Genomic DNA, 16216 nt, shown 5'->3' on the forward strand with positions numbered 1-16216 from the left:
CAGTGTTTACAACACCTTAGCTTCCGGTCAGCACCACGTCGTCGCGGCGTGAGCGGGGTTATAGGCCGGGCTGACACATGAGTCAAAGGGAAAAAACACGCGAACGTCACTTTTCTGAAAACGCCCTGAAAAGGTCAGCCCCATTGACCCGAGCGCCTCAGTTGGCGCCCCTCAGATCCGCCAGCAGCCCGCGCACATATATATAGGGTGTATCGGCACCCAGACCCACCATCCAACCGTCCCAGACTTCGGCCACAGGCAACAGACGATCGGCAAGCCAGGTCGGATGGACGTCGCGGGACCACTTCACCAGCCCATGGCTGTTCAACAGGCCAAGAACCAGAGCCGAGAGCAGGAAGCTATAAAGGAGAGGACGGGGTGTCATGGCTCGCGGCTCCCTCTCTTAGAATTGGAAGTAGATAAAGGGAGCGACGCCTTCGGGCCCGAGGGCGTCAATAGCAGCCAGCGCCACCCCGACCAGCACACCGATCAACGGCCAGGATAGCGTGCCGATCCGGCCGACAAACTGCTGCGCCCATTCACGCGGCCCGGCCTGTGCCGCCAGCGCCAACAGGATCAAAGCCCCCAGGAACGGAGTGGCATAAAGCACCTCGCCGCCAGTGCCGGTCAGACCACCAAGGAAACCGACCGCGGCTTCCATGGTCGAGGAGCGGAAGAGCACCCAAGCGAGACACACTATATGGAAGGTGACAAACCAGCCGATCAGACGGCCGAACCTGCCCGGCTGGCGGTCGCCCAGCACGGCGCGCTCGATAGCCAATCCCGCCCCATGGATCGTCCCCCACAGAATGAAGGTCCAGGACGCGCCATGCCACAGGCCGCCGAGCACCATGGTCAGCAGCAGATTGCGGTAGGTCTTGACGGTCCCGCCCCGGCTGCCACCCAAGGGGATATAGAGATAGTCGCGCAGCCAGGAGGAGAGCGAGATATGCCAGCGGCGCCAGAAGTCCTGCAGGCTGGTTGCCGAATAGGGACGGTCGAAGTTGTCCGGGAAGCGATAGCCCAGCAGCAGCGCAAAACCGATGGCCATGTCGCTATAGGCCGAGAAGTCGCAATAGATCTGGACCGCATAACCATAGAGGGCGAGCCAGAGATCGAGCGTCCCGGCACTGGCGGGATCGACGAACACCGGGTCGAGCAGATCCGTCGCCAGATAATTCGCCACTACCGTTTTCTTGAAGAGCCCCACCAGGATAAGCCCTAGCGCGCGCGGCACCTGATCCAGGATCGGCGCCGGGGCCTTGGCAAGCTGCGGCAGGAAGAAGGACGCGCGGACGATAGGCCCGGCCACCAGCTGCGGGAAGAAGGAGATATAGAGCAGCACGTCCAGCGGATCGCGGGCGGGCGGCACCTTCTTTCTATATATATCGACGACATAAGAGATGCCGTGGAAGGTGAAGAAGGAGATGCCCACCGGCAGCACGATCTCCAGGAACGGCAGTTCGCGGTGCAGCCCGAGGCGGAAGAACAGGTCGTTCGCGCTCTCGATAAAGAAGTTATAATATTTGAAGAAGCCCAAGACGGTCAGATTGACCGCCACGGCTGCCGCCACCCAGCGGGACCTCGTCCGCTCCGACGCCGCGCCCACGGCAAGGCCGAAGCCATAGTTCGCGAGCGTGCTTGCCAGCAGCAGCAGGCAGAAGCGCGCGTCCCATTGCGCATAGAAGAAATAGGACACCGCCACCAGCAGCGCCTTGCGGGCGCGGTTCCGATCCCCGAGCGCCCAGACCCCGGCGAAGACTGCGATGAAAAACAGGGCGTAGGTTAGGGTCGGGAACAGCATCGTGGGCGTAACGATCTATCTTTAAAACGCGGGAGCCTAGTTCGGCAGGGCGGCCAGCGGGCGGCTCTTCCAGGCGGAATAATCCGCCATCAGGCTTTCGAAAAGAACCTCCGCCGATTTGGCGTAACCTTCGGGTTTCTGATGCACCCGGTCGGTATGCATGAGCGGCGGGTTGGTTTCGGTCCAGCGCTGCGCCCCACCGGCGCCGCCCATGACAAGCGACCAGTCCCAGAAACGCAAGCCCTGGCGCTCCGCCACCTTCTTCTGCATCCCCCGCACGACAGCCACATTGGCGGGCGTGACCCAGGCGCAACCCCGCTCGTTCGCGGCCCAGCCCTTGGCACGGGCAGGAGTGCAGCCCTTGAGGCTCGCCACCCGGTTGGCATCGGGCGGACCCACAACGATGATGTCAGCGTTGGGCGCGGCGGACTTCAGATATTTGATACGACCTTCGAAAGCCGCCTCGTAATCCGCTTCGACCAGACGATTGCCAAAGCCCTCGTTGGTGCCGAAGGCCAGGACGATCAGGGCCGGATCGCGCTCTGCCAGCTGCCAGCCCGCCAGCGCCTCGTCCCATTTTTCCAGCAGGCTGACGGTCGCACCGACGGTGCCATGGCTTTCATAGACAACACCCGGATCATCCCGCGTAACGCCCCAGCCGATCACCTCGACCGGGCCATCGCCCCGGGCAATCAGCTCCAGGCGGCGCGCGCCCTTGGTGACGGGCAGATCGAGACGGGCGCCGCGCAGGCTTTCGGCCTGGGTCGCCAGCGTATAAACAGGGGCGCCATCGACCTTGATATCGGCAGTGCCGCCGCCGGGCCGGGCCAGCGTCTCGATCACGGCGGCATCGAAACCGGCCGGATCGGTCGAGGTCAGCACCAGACTCTGCCCGGCTTTGGCGGTGGAAACACTAAAGCCGCTGATCCCGAACGGGCCAGACCCGGCCTTGGTTCCCCAGGAGGTGGTCGCAAGCCAGCCGCCCGACATCTGCACCTGGGCGCCCGTGGGGCGGAAATAGCCAAAGGGCGTACCGGGTGGCAGCACGCCGCGCCCGCTGTTGCCGAATCGCTCCTGGAACAGTTCGCGCAGGCGACCGGAGAAACGATCTCCTGCCGTATGGCTGTCGCCGAACTGCAGGATCGATACCGACCGGCCCTGGCGATGGGTATCGAGCCCATCGAGCTGCGTGAAGAAACGATCGAGCGGCCCACCCGGCCCTTGGCGTTTCACAGGCTCCACTATCGGGCGTGTACCCGCAACGGAATAGGCAACCCGCGGCACTGCCGGTGACTTCGGCGCCTCGGTGATCGGGACCTGGATCGCCCGGTTGGGCGTTTCGGCGCAGGAGGTCAAAAGCAAAAGGCCGGTGACAAGGCCACCGGCGATCCCAACGCCGACCGAACGGCGTAAACGCTGCGGCTGTATCAATTGCCGACGCGCGCGAGCTGTTGCACGGAAATGGTCTTCAGAAGTTCGCGAGCCAGAATGTCGTACCCACCCATGGTGAAATGCATACCGTCATCGTTGCGGAAAGGGCGCAGACGCCCGTCGCTGCCGCGACCGTGACTGGTATATTCGTGGTTCTCGTCGACCGACAGCTCCCACAAGGGGAAGAAGGTCGCGCCATGCTTGGCGACCACATCGGCATAAAGCGCGTTCAAATATTCGGCATCCTTCGAGACCTTGGGGTCCCGCATGATCGGCAGGCCGACCCAGATGGTCTTGATCTTCTTGTCGGCCAGCGGCTTCAGAATCGCCTCGATCCGTTCGATATAGGTCTGCTTCCAGGCATCGGTCTTATAATAGTGCTGGCGGCGGCCTTCGAAGAAACTGTCCTGCCGGTCGTTCAGCCCAAAGGACACGATGGCGACGGACGGCGGTTCCTGCTCCAGCATCTGCGGCAGGGCGGCGGGCCAGTCATAGACATCGGGACGGGCAAGGCCGGTGCCGTTTTTGCCGCGCCGCAGCAACTTGATGGAATTGTCGCGCACCAGGGCGCGGGTCAGCCCACCCCACAGCCCATCGGCCATGCTGTCGCCAAAGACCAGGACCGTCGTCTGCTTGGTATCGCCCGGAACGGCATCGCCATCCCCGCTGGCAAAAGCCGGAGGCGCGGAGGCAATAAAGAGACCGGCGATGAGAAGGACGAGGTTGCGTCGGCTGAACAGCAGCATGACACGGAAATCCGATAGGCTTGACTTAACCGTCTGCGCCAAAGGGACGGCCATATTTTGTGGTGTGCGGGCGCAATACATCTATGCTTCGCGCCGAAGATGAAATCAACCTCTCATAGGAACCTTGTCACAAACAGGTCGCAGATTGGTCTTTCAGGCGTGACCATCAGGTCACACTGTGCCTCGTCAACCACAGGAAAACTGCGGAAAAAATGCCCTTTTGACAGTCATTTAAGTTGACAGGGCCGGGGGTCGTCCGCATCCTCGCGGGGCCTATCAAGGAACGTTTTTTGGCGATCCTCGATTCATCTGTTTATCCGTTCATTATAACTATTCCACGGCCGACGATGACCTCTCGTTTCTTGACTGCCCTTCTTTCTGCTTCGGCATTGTTGTTAACCATGTCGCCGACGATTGTGAGTGCAGCCGCGAAGACTGGACCCAAGAAAGCCGTTGCGGCGCAAGCCAAGGAAGCAGCAGCCGAGCCTGCCGAGCCACCTGCGCCGGGTGTTCGCAGCGAAACCATCCGCAAGGGTGACACGTTGGGCGCGGTCCTGACCCGCGCCGGGGCGCCGAACAATCAGGCCGCCGATGCTTTTTCCGCACTGCGGAATGTTTTCAATCCCAAGGATCTGCAGATCGGCCAGAAGGTCGAGATCGAACTGGCTTCCGCCGAGACGGAAGGCAATCTGGATCTGAAGCGCCTGTTCCTGCCGGTTTCTGTCGAACGCGACGTCGAGATCGTCAAGGGCGAGAATGGTTATATCGCCAAAGAGATCGTCCGCCCGCTGAAGACCGTGATGATCCGTGGCGGCGGCACCATCGACAGCTCGCTGTTTGTCTCAGGCACCGAAAATGGCATCCCGGTCGAGATGATGATGGAAATGATCCGCATCTTCTCCTTCGACGTCGACTTTCAGCGCGATATTCAGCCGGGCGACGGGTACGAGCTGGTCTATGAACAGCGCCAGACCGATGCGGGCAAGGTCGCCAAGTTCGGCCGCCTGCAATATGCCTCGATGACCCTGTCCGGCACGACCATCAAGCTCTATCGCTTCGAGGATGGCTCGGGCTTCGTCGATTACTACAACGGCAAGGGCGAAAGCGTGCGCAAGGCGCTGCTGAAGACCCCGATCGATGGCGCCAAGATCACCTCTTCCTTCGGTGCCCGCCGCCACCCGATCCTCGGCTATACCGCCATGCATAAGGGCATCGATTTCGGCGCCCCCAGCGGCACCCCGATCATGGCCGCCGGTGATGGCACGATCCGCAAGTATGGCCCGAACGGCGCCTACGGCAACTATGTGCAGATCCAGCACAATGGCACCTATTCGACCGCCTATGCCCATATGTCGCGCTTTGCCGATCTGCGCGTCGGCAGCCGGGTGCGTCAGGGCCAGATCGTCGGTTACGTCGGCACCACCGGCCGCTCCACCGGCCCGCATCTGCATTATGAAGTCATGGTCGACGGCACGCAGATCAATCCGCTGTCGGTGAAGCTGCCCAGCGGTCGCGCCCTTGCCGGTAAGGAACTGAAGCAGTTCCAGGGCATCATGCAGGAACTGGATCGCAAGATGCTGACCCTGCCCGAACCCGCCCAGCTGGCCCAGGCTCGCGAATAGTCGGCCCCAGCAGAAATGAGAAAAGCCCGCCTTTCGGCGGGCTTTTTCTTTTGGGAGCGGCGGCTGTCAGGCCTTCGCCCCCTCCACCGCCCCGCCTTCACCGGCCCGACGATCCCGCGGGCAGGCCAGCGCCCCGATGAACACCACGCCGCCCAGCACGGCGAGGATCAGGAACAGGCTGGCAAAACCGTCCCAATGTTTATGGCTGAAGGCGATTAGCGGCACCGCGACGGCCGAAGCACCGAAGCTGAAGAGATAACGGATCGCGTGGATCCGCCCGCGCCAGGTGGCGTCGGTATAGCGGTTCACCATGGCGTCATTCACCGTCACCTGCCCGAAGATCGCGATCATCACGCCAACCACGGCAAGGATGAGCCAATGGCCCTGCCCCAGCGCCACCAGCAGCAGGCTTGGCACCTGGAAAGCGGCAATGGCGGCAAAGACCTTGGAGAGGGAAAAGCGATCCAGCGCCCAACCTACAGTCAATTGCGCCAGCGCGCCGCTGGCATAGATGATGGCTGCGATGCCGCCGATGCCGAAGGTGCCGCCGCCAAGGGCACTGATCGTCGGCCCGATACGCTCCGACACCAGCTTGGGTAAGGTTAGGGTAGCCGCCGTAAAGACGACGCCGCCGGCAATCGTCACCGCCAGTAGGATCCCGAAGGCGCGCACGACCGTGGCCTTGTCCAGGCCGGCGGGCATGGGCTTGGCTTTCTTGGGCGCCTTGGGCAGCGGCTGAACCAACAGCGCAAAAGCGATGCCCATCAGGATCGACACTAGGCCCGGAACCCAGAAGGCGACACGCCAGCCAAACTGCTGGGTCAGGAAACCGGTCGAGAGCGCGGCAGCGGCGACGCCCATATTGCCCCAGACGCCATTTACACCCAGCACCTTGCCAGCAGTTCCCGCCACTTGCGGCAGTAGCGCCAACCCCACCGGATGATAAATCGCCGCCGCCAGCCCAACCGCCGTCAGGCCGACAGCCAATTGCCAGTGAGTCTGGGCAAAGCTCGTCGCGATCAGCGCCGCGCCCAGACCAAAAAAGAAGACGAGCATCATGCCATGACGGCTCCAATGATCGCCTAGCCAACCCGCCGGGAGCGATCCCGCGCCAAAGGCAATCGTGCCGCCGATGGCCAAGGCGATCAGCGCCGAATAGTCGGTTCCGAACCCCGCCGCCATCCCCAGAAGGGCCGTGGGGAAGATCAACATGGACAGATGGTCGAGCGCGTGACCGGCATTGATGAAAAACAGCGGGCGGTTCATCGGGTCCTCGGAAGTCTAGTCAGGAAGGATGCTTCCTATCCTGCACCTGTCGGGATCATGATGTCTGGCCATATATCATCGAGTTTCCGCCATGGATCGCCATTCGACCGCCGCCGACGATTATCAGGCCCTGCCGCGCCCCATCGGCGTGCTGGGCAAAAGCTACGCGGCGGGAACCGATATCCCGCTGCATGAACATCGCCGGGGTCAGTTGCTCTATGCGATGAGCGGCATCATGCGGGTCGCAACGGAGGGGGCTGTCTTCATCCTACCCCCGAACCGCGCGCTCTGGCTGCCACCGGGGGTGCCGCATGCCTTGCGGATTCTGGCGGGGGTCGAGATGCGGAACCTCTATATCGCCCCGGAAGTGGCCCTGTTTCCCGAACCGACACCGAAGATCCTGGCGATGACTCTCCTAGTCCGCGCGCTCATCCTGCGACTGCTGGAGGAACCACCGCTTTATGACGAAGAGGGATCGGCGGGTTTGATCGCCCGGTTGCTCCTGTCAGAGATCCCGCGACTGGCCGAAGTGCCGCTCTCCGCTGCTTTGCCAGCCGATCCACGCCTGCGCCGGCTGACCAATGCGATCCTGGCCGAACCTGCCAGGGACTGGTCGCTGGAGCGGGCGGCGGAAATTGCAGCCCTCAGCCCCCGCACGTTGGAGCGGCATATCCAGGATGAAACCGGGCTGAGCTATGGCCGCTGGCGTCAGCAACTGCTGATGCTGGAGGCCATCTCCTTGCTGGCGTCGGGGCTCACCATCGCCGACGTCACCCGGCGCCTTGGCTATGCCAACGCCAGCGCCTTCGCGGCGGCGTTCAAGCGCAGCTTCGGCCAGAGCCCGTCCGACTTCAGGACCCGGAACGCCGCGTCTGGAAGAGATGGATGAACAGGGCTGTCGCCAGGACCGGGATCAAAAGATTGACGATGGGGATGGTGCCGAGCGCGGCAATCAGCCCCCCCGCCATCCAATAGCGCGACCGGCTGGCCCGGAAGGCGGGCTCAACCTCCGGCAGGCTCAGGCGGCGCATCGCCACCTGCTGGAAATATTCCCGCCCCAGCAGATACCCGTTCAAGGCGATGAACAGCAGCGGGCTCAAGGGTCCTAGGAAAAGATAAGCGGGCAGAAACAGGATATTCAGCCCCAGCGCCTTCAGCGCCAGCACGACCGATCCCTTGATATCCTCAGACAGCGGCACGTCGCGCGGCGGTGGCAGGGTCGGATAATGGCGCGCCTCGACCGCGCGGGCGACCCGCTCCAGCAGCAGGGAGGTCACGATGATCACCGTCGCCGGGAAGAACAGCCAGACCAGCATCATCACGGACAGAATACCGGCACCGAAAATAATGCCGTCCAGCCAGTCCATGCCGGTGCGCGGCACATAGGTCAGGCCGACGCTCGCCCCCACGCCCAGAATCACCATGACGAGCAGCGCACCGCCGATCCCAAGCCAGAGCGCACCGCGTGTTTTTGGATCGGAAAGTTGCCCGATTGCCTTACTGAAAGCCGAAAACACCTGCGAATCTCCCCAGCAACATATGTTTCATCGTCGGCGGCGACTTGGCCTTAAACGCAGATAAGTCTTGAGATATCAATTGTCTAGAGGCGTTTTAGATTCTTGTTTGGCGATCCCCCGCGCTAACGCGCGGCACGCCTGCGTGTGCGCCGCTTGTTCTGCAACGCATCCTGACTATACTGCGGCCGCGAAATATCCCAGAGGGTAAGAATGTCAGACCTGTCGGTTGAGGTCGTCGGCATTGGCAATGCTATTGTCGATGTCCTGGCGCAAGTAGATGATGCGTTCCTGTCCAGCGTCGGTCTCGTCAAGGGATCCATGACGCTTGTCGATGCCGACCAGAGCGCCCGCATCTATGACCGCCTGCCTCCCGCCGTCGAAATGTCGGGCGGTTCGGCCGGCAATACCATCGCCGGTGTCGCCTCGCTGGGTGGCCGTGCCGCCTATATCGGCAAGGTGAAGGACGATCAGCTGGGCCAGGTCTATCGTCACGACATGCGCGCCATCGGCGCCCGCTTCGAGACGGCCCCCGGCAAGGACAGCGCGCCGACCGCGCGCTCCATGATCCTGGTGACCCCCGATGCCCAGCGCACCATGGCGACTTATCTTGGCGCCTGTGTTGAACTTGGGCCGCAGGATCTCGATATCGCAGCCATCGAAGAAGCCGCCATCACCTATATGGAAGGCTATCTCTTCGATCCGCCCGATGCGCAGCGTGCTTTTTACGAAGCCGCCAAGCTGGCCCATGCCAAGGGCCGTCAGGTGTCACTGACGCTGTCGGATAGTTTTTGTGTGCATCGCCACGGCGGTGCATTCCGCGAATTCATCGACGGTCACGTCGATGTGCTGTTCGCCAATGAAGCCGAGCTGCTGGCACTGACGACCGAAGGCGACTTCGACCGTGCCCTGGCGGCCTTGAAGGGCAAGGTGTCGGTTGCCGCCGTCACCCGGTCGGAAAAGGGCTCGGTCGTCCTGAAGGGCGATGAAGTCGTGACGGTGGATGCCGCTGCGGTTTCAAAAGTCGTCGATACCACGGGAGCGGGCGATCTCTATGCCGCCGGTTTCCTCCTCGGCCATGTGCGCGGCTTCGCTGCGGCCGATTGTGGCGCCCTCGGCAGCCTCGCTGCTGCCGAAGTCATCAGCCACCTTGGCCCCCGGCCGCAAACTTCGCTCAAGGCGCTGGCCAACCGGCACCTGACCCACTTGCCTCTTTGATCTAAGGACCGCACCGCTATGGAGCGCCGTAACCTCGCTATTATCGCCCACGTCGACCATGGGAAGACCACCCTCGTCGATAAGCTGCTCGCCCAGTCGGGTACCTTCCGCGCCAACCAGCAGGTTGCCGAACGCGCGATGGACTCGAACGATCTGGAACGCGAACGCGGCATCACCATTCTGGCCAAGTGCACCTCGGTCGAATGGAACGGTATCCGCCTGAACATCGTCGACACCCCCGGACACGCCGATTTCGGCGGTGAAGTCGAACGCATCCTCTCGATGGTCGACGGCGTCGTCGTCCTGGTCGATGCCGCCGAAGGTCCTATGCCGCAGACCAAGTTCGTGACCGGCAAGGCGCTGGCCCTCGGCCTGCGTCCGATCGTCGTCATCAACAAGGTCGACCGTCCCGACGCCCGCGCCCATGAAGTGCACGACATGGTCTTCGACCTGTTCGCAGCATTGGACGCGACCCCGGAACAGCTGGATTTCCCGACCCTCTTCGCTTCGGGCCGCAACGGCTGGGCGACCGACGATCTGGAAAACGGCGCGCGTGAAGACCTCACCCCGCTGTTCGAACTGATCGTGAAGCATATTCCCGAGCCCAAGGTCGACCGCGACGCTCCCTTCTCGATGCTGGCCACCCTGCTGGAAAGCGACCCGTATCTGGGCCGCATCCTGACCGGTCGCGTCGCCACCGGCGTCGGCAAGGTCAATATGGCCGTGAAGTCGCTGGGCCGTGACGGCACCGTGCTGGAACAGGGCCGCCTGACCAAGCTGCTGGCCTTCCGTGGCCTCGAGCGCGTTCCGGTTGATGAAGTCGAAGCGGGCGACATCGTCGCCATCGCCGGTCTGACCGACACCACCGTCGCCGATACCATCTGCGTGCCGGAAGTCGAAGCCCCCCTCGATTCGCAGCCGATCGATCCGCCGACCCTGGCCATGACCTTCTCGGTCAACGACTCGCCGCTGGCGGGCCGTGAAGGCGACAAGGTGACGAGCCGCATGATCCGCGACCGCCTGCTGCGCGAAGGCGAAAGCAACGTTGCGATCCGCATCACCGAAGCCGCCTCGAAGGATGCCTTCGAAGTCGCCGGTCGTGGTGAACTGCAGCTGGGCGTGCTGATCGAAACCATGCGCCGCGAAGGGTTCGAGCTGTCGATCTCCCGCCCGCGCGTGCTGATCAAGACCGACGAGAACGGCGAGAAGCTGGAGCCGATCGAAGAAGTCGTGATCGACGTTGACGAGGAATTCGCCGGCCCGGTCGTCGAAAAGCTCGGCCAGCGTCGCGGCGAAATGATCGAAATGCGTCCTTCGGGCGGCGGCAAGACCCGTCTGGTCTTCCACGTCCCCTCGCGCGGCCTGATCGGCTACCAGGGCGAATTCATGACCGATACCCGTGGTACCGGCGTGATGGCCAAGTTGTTCCATGCCTATGCCCCCTACAAGGGTTCGATCCCGGAACGCCGCAACGGCGTGATGATCTCCAACGCGACCGGCGTTGCCGTTGCCTACGCGCTCTGGAACCTCGAAGACCGTGGTCCGATGTTCATCAATCCGAGCGTCGACATCTACGAAGGCATGATCATCGGCGAACACAATCGTCCGAACGATCTGGAAGTGAACCCGCTGAAAGCCAAGCAGCTGACCAACATCCGCGCTGCCGGTAAGGACGAAGCCGTCCGCCTGACGCCGCCGCGTCTGATGAGCCTGGAACAGGCCATCAGCTACATCGGCGACGACGAGCTGGTCGAAGTGACTCCGAAGGCGATCCGCCTGCGTAAGCGCCTGCTGGATCCGAACGAGCGTAAGAAGGACGAAAAGCGCAAGGCCGCTCTCGACGCCTAAGCCTTTCCGTTTCGGAAATGGAAAACCCCGGCTGGAAACAGCCGGGGTTTTTTATTGGCCCGAAGGCCGGGTCGACTGTCTGTTGGCGCGTCAGGCCATCACGGCCTTGCGCTGCAGGGTTACCAACTGGGTGACGCCCTTGCGCGCCAGACGCATCAGCTCCAGGAACTGCTCTTCAGAGAAGGGATCGGCCTCGGCCGTGCCCTGGACCTCGACGATGCCACCCCGGCCAGTCAGCACGAAGTTGCTGTCGGCCTCGGCATTGCTGTCTTCGGCATAGTCCAGGTCCAGCACGGCCTGGCCCTGATAGATGCCGCAGGAGATTGCGGCGACTTCGGCGGTCAGCGGCAGGGCCGTCAGCAGCTTGGTATCGACCAGCTTGCGCAAGGCCAGATGCAGCGCGACATAGGAGCCGGTGATCGCGGCCGTGCGGGTGCCGCCATCGGCCTGCAGCACATCGCAGTCGATCTTGATCTGCCGTTCGCCCAGCGCCTTCAGATCCGTCACGGCCCGCAAGGAGCGGCCAATGAGGCGCTGGATTTCCTGGGTGCGGCCGGACTGCTTGCCCTTGGCGGCTTCGCGGTCGGTGCGGGTATGGGTGGAGCGCGGCAGCATGCCATATTCCGCCGTGACCCAACCCTTGCCGGAATTGCGCAGGAAGGGCGGCACCTTCTCGTCCACCGACGCCGTGCAGAGCACATGGGTGTCGCCGAACCGCACGAGGCAGGACCCTTCGGCATATTTCGCGAAATTAGGCTCCAGCGAGACGGCGCGAAGCTGATCGAAGGCGCGGCCGGACGGGCGGGTGATGGTCATGGCGTTTCCTGATTCTAAAGACAGGCGCCCCTTCTAAAGCGAAACGGCCTCTGCCTCAAGTGGGCCTGCTGCATTGCACAGCCCCCGCGGGATACCCATTGTCTAGTGGTCCAGAAGACCGGAGAGATCCCGATGCGCCGTTTTGGCTTGAGCCTGCTTTTCACCGCTGCCCTCACCCTCCCTGCTTACGCCGACGGCGTAAGGATCGAAGCACCTTGGGCGCGTGCCACCATCGCAGCCCAAAAGACCGGCGGCGCCTATATCGCCCTGACCAACAACAGTAGCTCTCCAGATCGGTTGATCGCAGCCGAGACGCCGGTGGCCGAGCGCGCGGAGATCCATGAACATCGCCATGTAGACGGCGTCATGCAGATGCGGGAAGTCGCAGGCGGCGTCACCTTGCCGCCCGGTCAGACGGTGACCTTCGGCCCCGGCGGCTATCACATCATGCTGATGGGCCTGAAGCAGCCGCTGGCCAAGGGAGCCAAGTTCCCGCTGACGCTGGTGTTCGAAAAGTCCGGTAAACAGACCGTCGACGTGACGGTCGAAGCCGCCGGAGCGCGGGGGCCCTCGACCCCTTGAGGTGGCAAGCGGAAATCGACACCTTAACCGCTAGGCGGAGGCAGCCTCGATCCGGTTTCGCCCCGCCTGCTTGGCGCGATACAGCGCCTCATCCGCGCGCAGCAGCAGATCGTCAAAATTCTCCTGCGAAGTCGCCGTATAGGCAAGTCCGACGCTGACGGTCACCGTAATGCTTTGCTTGGCATTCAGGGCGATGGGCGTGCGTGCGATGGCGGCCCGGATACGCTCGGCCGTCGCATGGGCCTCAAGCTGCGAGCAGCCGGGCAACATGACACAGAATTCCTCGCCCCCCAGGCGCCCGATGGCATCGCCCGCCCGCAGGCAACCGCTGGCCCGTTGGGCAAATCCCGTTAATGCCTGATCCCCCGCCGCATGGCCATAGGTGTCGTTGATCGATTTGAACCGGTCGATATCCAGCATCAGAACCGCCGATGGCCCACCGCTCATGACCAGATTTGCCAATTCGGAGATTGCCCGGTCCCGGAATGCACCACGATTCAGCAAACCCGTCAGTTGGTCATGGGCAGCCAGATGCTTCAGACGCTCCAGCAGTTCCGTGCGGGCTGCCATCACGCTGGCGACGGTCAAAGGGGCAAGGGTGATGAACAAGACACCCAGGCGGGCGGACAAGCCCGCGGTCCCATTATCGAAACTGGGCGCCGCACCTGTGTCGATATAGCCCAGGGACATGGCGATCATCGTCCAGACACTAAAACTGAGTGTCAGGGCGGAGGTGGTGAAAAGCCCATAGCTGATGGCGCACCACAGAAGCGCAGGGACGGGAACCGCCAGGGCGCCTGCCCCATCGAGCCAAGCGCTGAGAAGGCATGAACCCATAAGCGTCGCCACCGGTATGAAGCACTTGAGCGGCGGCAAGCTCCAGGTCCGACGGCGACGGTCAAGGATCAACTGGAGTGGACTTGGCGCGGTCAGCACCAAGGGCAGGATAACCAGGAAATTGCCGATTTCGGCCAGCATCCAGAAGAGGCCGCTTTTCACCATCGGGCTTCCGAACAGCAAGCCTGTCGCGATGCCGCCCCCGATACCGGCCCCAAGACCTGCGGCAAGGGAAACGCCCAGCACGAGCAGCACTGCCGCTGGCTGCGCCAAACAGCGGGCATCCGTATCGAAGCGTGTCAACAGCCCCAGCGCGAAAGCCGCCCCCAGCAGATTGGCAGCCGTCAGCATCAGGCTGGTCATCAACTCGCTGCCAGTCAGGATGTCGGCCAGAACATAACCGGCGGCGGCCATGATCCATCCCGCCGCACTCGCCCAGCGGGGATTGCGCGCCATCAGGCCGATCAGCAGGGCATTGGCAGGCCAAAGCACCGCCAGACTATCGTCGAACCGGGTCAGGATACCGAAAATTGCCGCGCAAAAGATGATGAGGCCGACGGTAACCGGGCTGTTAAGGATGCGACTCATGCCATGATTGCTTTATGGGCGCTGCTCGAGAGCGTGGACTGCACCATAATTGAGCAGCCAAGTCTAAGCAGCCTGGAGACGCTAACAGGAGGCAAGGGGACCATGATTGTAAAGCGGATCGTTGCCAATCTGGCTGCCCCGGAACCGGCCAGGGCCCGAGAGTTTTATGGCGAGATCCTGGGCCTGGATCTGGTGATGGATCATGGCTGGATTCTAACCTTCGGCAATGACGAACGGATGAAGGTGCAGATGAGCATCGCCTCGGAAGGCGGCTCAGGAACGCCGGTACCCGATCTGTCGATAGAGGTCGATGATGTCGATGAAGCGCTGGAGCGCATCCGCCGGGGCGGCTTTCCGGTCGAATATGGCCCGGCCGACGAGCCCTGGGGGGTGCGCCGCTTCTTCGTGCGCGACCCCCTCGGCAGGCTTCTCAATATCCTGCAGCACCGCTAGGGCTGCTGGTCCATCCAGGTCAGTTCCAGATTCTCCTTACGGGAGAAGCGGGCGAGATGATCGCTCAGCACATATTTGCTGCGCTCCAGACCGGCTTGGTCGTCGGCATCCAGGCGGATATGCAGCGTATCGCTGACGGCCTGCATCACGCAGATGCTGCCCCAGGGGAAATCGACCTTGGCGTCCGTCTCGCTATAGTCGACCGTCACCTTATGGCGGAAATGTTTGCAGAGGAGCACGAGGTATCGGCTGGCGAGCGGCGTGCGAACCGTGGCTTCCGTGACGACCATTCTTGACCTTTGTTATTGGGAAAGCGGGCCTGCCCAATAGGTTCCGTCAAGCGGAACGGGCTGGAACCGCCGATAGGCATCGGCAAGCGTCACCTGCGGGTCGAGGTCGGCAAAAAGGCTCGGCTGGAACCATTTCGCCATCGCCTGGACCGCGACGACGTTGAAGGGCGAGTTATAAAAATGATGCCAGATGCTATGGCTGCGACCGTCGCGGATGGCCTGGAGATCGCTGAGGATCGGGCGTTTCCCGTTCCGGGCCAGGGATGCCAGAGCCGTCGCGCGGTCCACACCGGCACCAAGGGCAAGGCGCTTGCTGTCTGCGGCTTCGCCCGCCGAACCGATAGCGGTGCCGACATAGAGATCGGGCTGATTGGCGATCAGGAATTCGGCATTGATCGTCCCGGCCACACCGGGCAGCAGGCCATCGGCCATATTCTGCCCACCGGCGGCTGCCACCAGCAGCGCCAGCATGCCCTTCGACATGCTTTCGCAACATTGATCACCCAGACCCACGCGGCTTTCCAAGAACACTTTGGGTCTGGCGGGAGTGGCCGCCGCCAGCGGTTCGGTCACCCTTTTCAGGGCATCCTTGTAGAACGTCAGAAACTCCGCCGCCTCCTGCTCCCGGCCCAGCACCTGGCCCAGCAGCTCGATGGAGCGCGGCGTATTCACAAGCGGATCGACCCGTAGGTCGATGAAGATCACGACGGCCCCCGCCGCCTCCAGCTGCTTGACGGTTTCAAGCGACCGGGCCGAGGGGCCATGGCCGCCATCGGCCCCCAAGATCGCCAGCTGCGGCGCAAGGGCGATGGCTTTTTCCGAGGAGAAACTCGCCTCGCTGGTCAGGCCGAAACGCTCCACCTTGGCAAGCGCCGGGAAACGGTCGGCATATTGTTTGTAGCCGCTGGGGTCGAGCCGCTCGTAATCGGCCATGATGCCGACCAGGCGCTGAGTCGGATCGCGGTCCAGGATTGCGAAGGTCGGCAGGAAGCGCCCCTCGCCCAGGATCACCCGCTCGACCTTCTCCGGCACCTCGACCGTGCGCCCGGCAAGATCGGTGACCGTGCGGGCCGCAGCGACCTGCGCCGTCAGGGCGATGGCAAGAGCCGCACCGATTTTTCCAAGCATTCTGTAACTTCCCCAAACGCCAAAGCGTCTACACCGCCTCTTATAGGCGGTTTCCCGGATTGGCGATTTTGGG

16 protein-coding genes are annotated in these 16216 nt (G+C 62.7%); 6 read left to right on the top strand and 10 right to left on the bottom strand.

Translation table 11 applies throughout. From position 1 onward, the window contains the following. Nucleotides 1-157: 157 nt before the first annotated feature. From ACFSM5_RS19435 to ACFSM5_RS19450, 4 genes are read right to left on the bottom strand one after another with little or no spacing between them, the layout of a single operon-like run. On the bottom strand, nt 158-385 hold the full coding sequence (locus ACFSM5_RS19435) for a hypothetical protein (protein ID WP_379878257.1): 228 nt from the start codon (nt 383-385) through the stop codon (nt 158-160). A gap of 18 nt (nt 386-403) precedes the next feature. Then, nucleotides 404-1804 carry an MBOAT family O-acyltransferase gene (locus ACFSM5_RS19440; protein ID WP_379878258.1) on the bottom strand — a complete coding sequence of 467 codons (1401 nt, stop codon included), beginning with the start codon at nt 1802-1804 and terminating at the stop codon, nt 404-406. A 36-nt stretch (nt 1805-1840) separates the two neighbouring features. Then, on the bottom strand, nt 1841-3235 hold the full coding sequence (locus ACFSM5_RS19445) for a GDSL-type esterase/lipase family protein (protein WP_379878259.1): 1395 nt from the start codon (nt 3233-3235) through the stop codon (nt 1841-1843). Continuing rightward, nucleotides 3232-3981 carry an SGNH/GDSL hydrolase family protein gene (locus ACFSM5_RS19450; protein WP_379878260.1) on the bottom strand — a complete coding sequence of 250 codons (750 nt, stop codon included), beginning with the start codon at nt 3979-3981 and terminating at the stop codon, nt 3232-3234. The genes ACFSM5_RS19445 and ACFSM5_RS19450 overlap by 4 nt, the downstream gene beginning before the upstream one ends. A gap of 401 nt (nt 3982-4382) precedes the next feature. Between ACFSM5_RS19450 and ACFSM5_RS19455 the strand changes: the two genes are divergently transcribed. Then, nucleotides 4383-5603, top strand: a complete 1221-nt coding sequence (locus ACFSM5_RS19455; protein ID WP_379878261.1) for a M23 family metallopeptidase — start codon at nt 4383-4385, stop codon at nt 5601-5603. Between the two features lie 66 nt (nt 5604-5669). On the opposite strand, the gene ACFSM5_RS19460 is transcribed toward ACFSM5_RS19455, so the two are convergent. Next, nucleotides 5670-6869: an MFS transporter gene (locus ACFSM5_RS19460; RefSeq protein ID WP_379878262.1), complete on the bottom strand. Its 1200-nt coding sequence runs from the start codon at nt 6867-6869 to the stop codon at nt 5670-5672. A gap of 91 nt (nt 6870-6960) precedes the next feature. Here ACFSM5_RS19460 and ACFSM5_RS19465 point away from each other — a divergent pair, with 91 nt between their 5' ends. After that, nucleotides 6961-7758 carry an AraC family transcriptional regulator gene (locus tag ACFSM5_RS19465; protein ID WP_379878263.1) on the top strand — a complete coding sequence of 266 codons (798 nt, stop codon included), beginning with the start codon at nt 6961-6963 and terminating at the stop codon, nt 7756-7758. Here the strand turns inward: ACFSM5_RS19465 and ACFSM5_RS19470 are convergent. After that, nucleotides 7721-8386, bottom strand: coding sequence for an EI24 domain-containing protein (locus ACFSM5_RS19470; RefSeq protein WP_379878264.1), 666 nt, complete (start codon nt 8384-8386; stop codon nt 7721-7723). The genes ACFSM5_RS19465 and ACFSM5_RS19470 overlap by 38 nt on opposite strands. Nucleotides 8387-8596: 210 nt before the next feature. Between ACFSM5_RS19470 and ACFSM5_RS19475 the strand changes: the two genes are divergently transcribed. Together ACFSM5_RS19475 and typA are read left to right on the top strand one after the other, a co-directional pair. After that, nucleotides 8597-9601 (top strand): adenosine kinase, encoded by a 1005-nt coding sequence (locus tag ACFSM5_RS19475; protein ID WP_379878265.1) that lies wholly within the window; start codon nt 8597-8599, stop codon nt 9599-9601. Nucleotides 9602-9619: 18 nt separating this feature from the next. Next, a complete protein-coding gene (gene typA, locus ACFSM5_RS19480) occupies nt 9620-11449 on the top strand; it encodes a translational GTPase TypA (protein ID WP_379878266.1) in 1830 nt (609 codons plus the stop codon). Between the two features lie 90 nt (nt 11450-11539). On the opposite strand, the gene rph is transcribed toward typA, so the two are convergent. Continuing rightward, on the bottom strand, nt 11540-12265 hold the full coding sequence (gene rph / locus ACFSM5_RS19485; protein WP_379878267.1) for a ribonuclease PH: 726 nt from the start codon (nt 12263-12265) through the stop codon (nt 11540-11542). A gap of 132 nt (nt 12266-12397) precedes the next feature. Between rph and ACFSM5_RS19490 the strand changes: the two genes are divergently transcribed. Further along, entirely contained in the window at nt 12398-12847 is a 450-nt protein-coding gene (locus ACFSM5_RS19490) for a copper chaperone PCu(A)C (RefSeq protein WP_379878268.1), read from the top strand. Nucleotides 12848-12877: 30 nt separating this feature from the next. Here the strand turns inward: ACFSM5_RS19490 and ACFSM5_RS19495 are convergent, their stop codons facing one another. Beyond that, a complete protein-coding gene (locus tag ACFSM5_RS19495) occupies nt 12878-14272 on the bottom strand; it encodes a GGDEF domain-containing protein (protein ID WP_379878269.1) in 1395 nt (464 codons plus the stop codon). A 102-nt stretch (nt 14273-14374) separates the two neighbouring features. Here ACFSM5_RS19495 and ACFSM5_RS19500 point away from each other — a divergent pair, with 102 nt between their 5' ends. Then, nucleotides 14375-14725, top strand: a complete 351-nt coding sequence (locus tag ACFSM5_RS19500; protein WP_379878270.1) for a VOC family protein — start codon at nt 14375-14377, stop codon at nt 14723-14725. On the opposite strand, the gene ACFSM5_RS19505 is transcribed toward ACFSM5_RS19500, so the two are convergent. Together ACFSM5_RS19505 and ACFSM5_RS19510 are read right to left on the bottom strand one after the other, a co-directional pair. Then, nucleotides 14722-15015 (bottom strand): DUF2218 domain-containing protein, encoded by a 294-nt coding sequence (locus ACFSM5_RS19505; RefSeq protein ID WP_379878271.1) that lies wholly within the window; start codon nt 15013-15015, stop codon nt 14722-14724. The two genes, ACFSM5_RS19500 and ACFSM5_RS19505, sit on opposite strands and share 4 nt — an antisense overlap. Nucleotides 15016-15027: 12 nt before the next feature. Further along, nucleotides 15028-16143 (bottom strand): TroA family protein, encoded by a 1116-nt coding sequence (locus ACFSM5_RS19510; RefSeq protein ID WP_379878272.1) that lies wholly within the window; start codon nt 16141-16143, stop codon nt 15028-15030. Between the last annotated feature and the right edge of the window lie 73 nt (nt 16144-16216).

Source organism: Lacibacterium aquatile, assembly GCF_042683105.1.
GTDB lineage: Bacteria > Pseudomonadota > Alphaproteobacteria > Elsterales > Elsteraceae > Lacibacterium > Lacibacterium aquatile.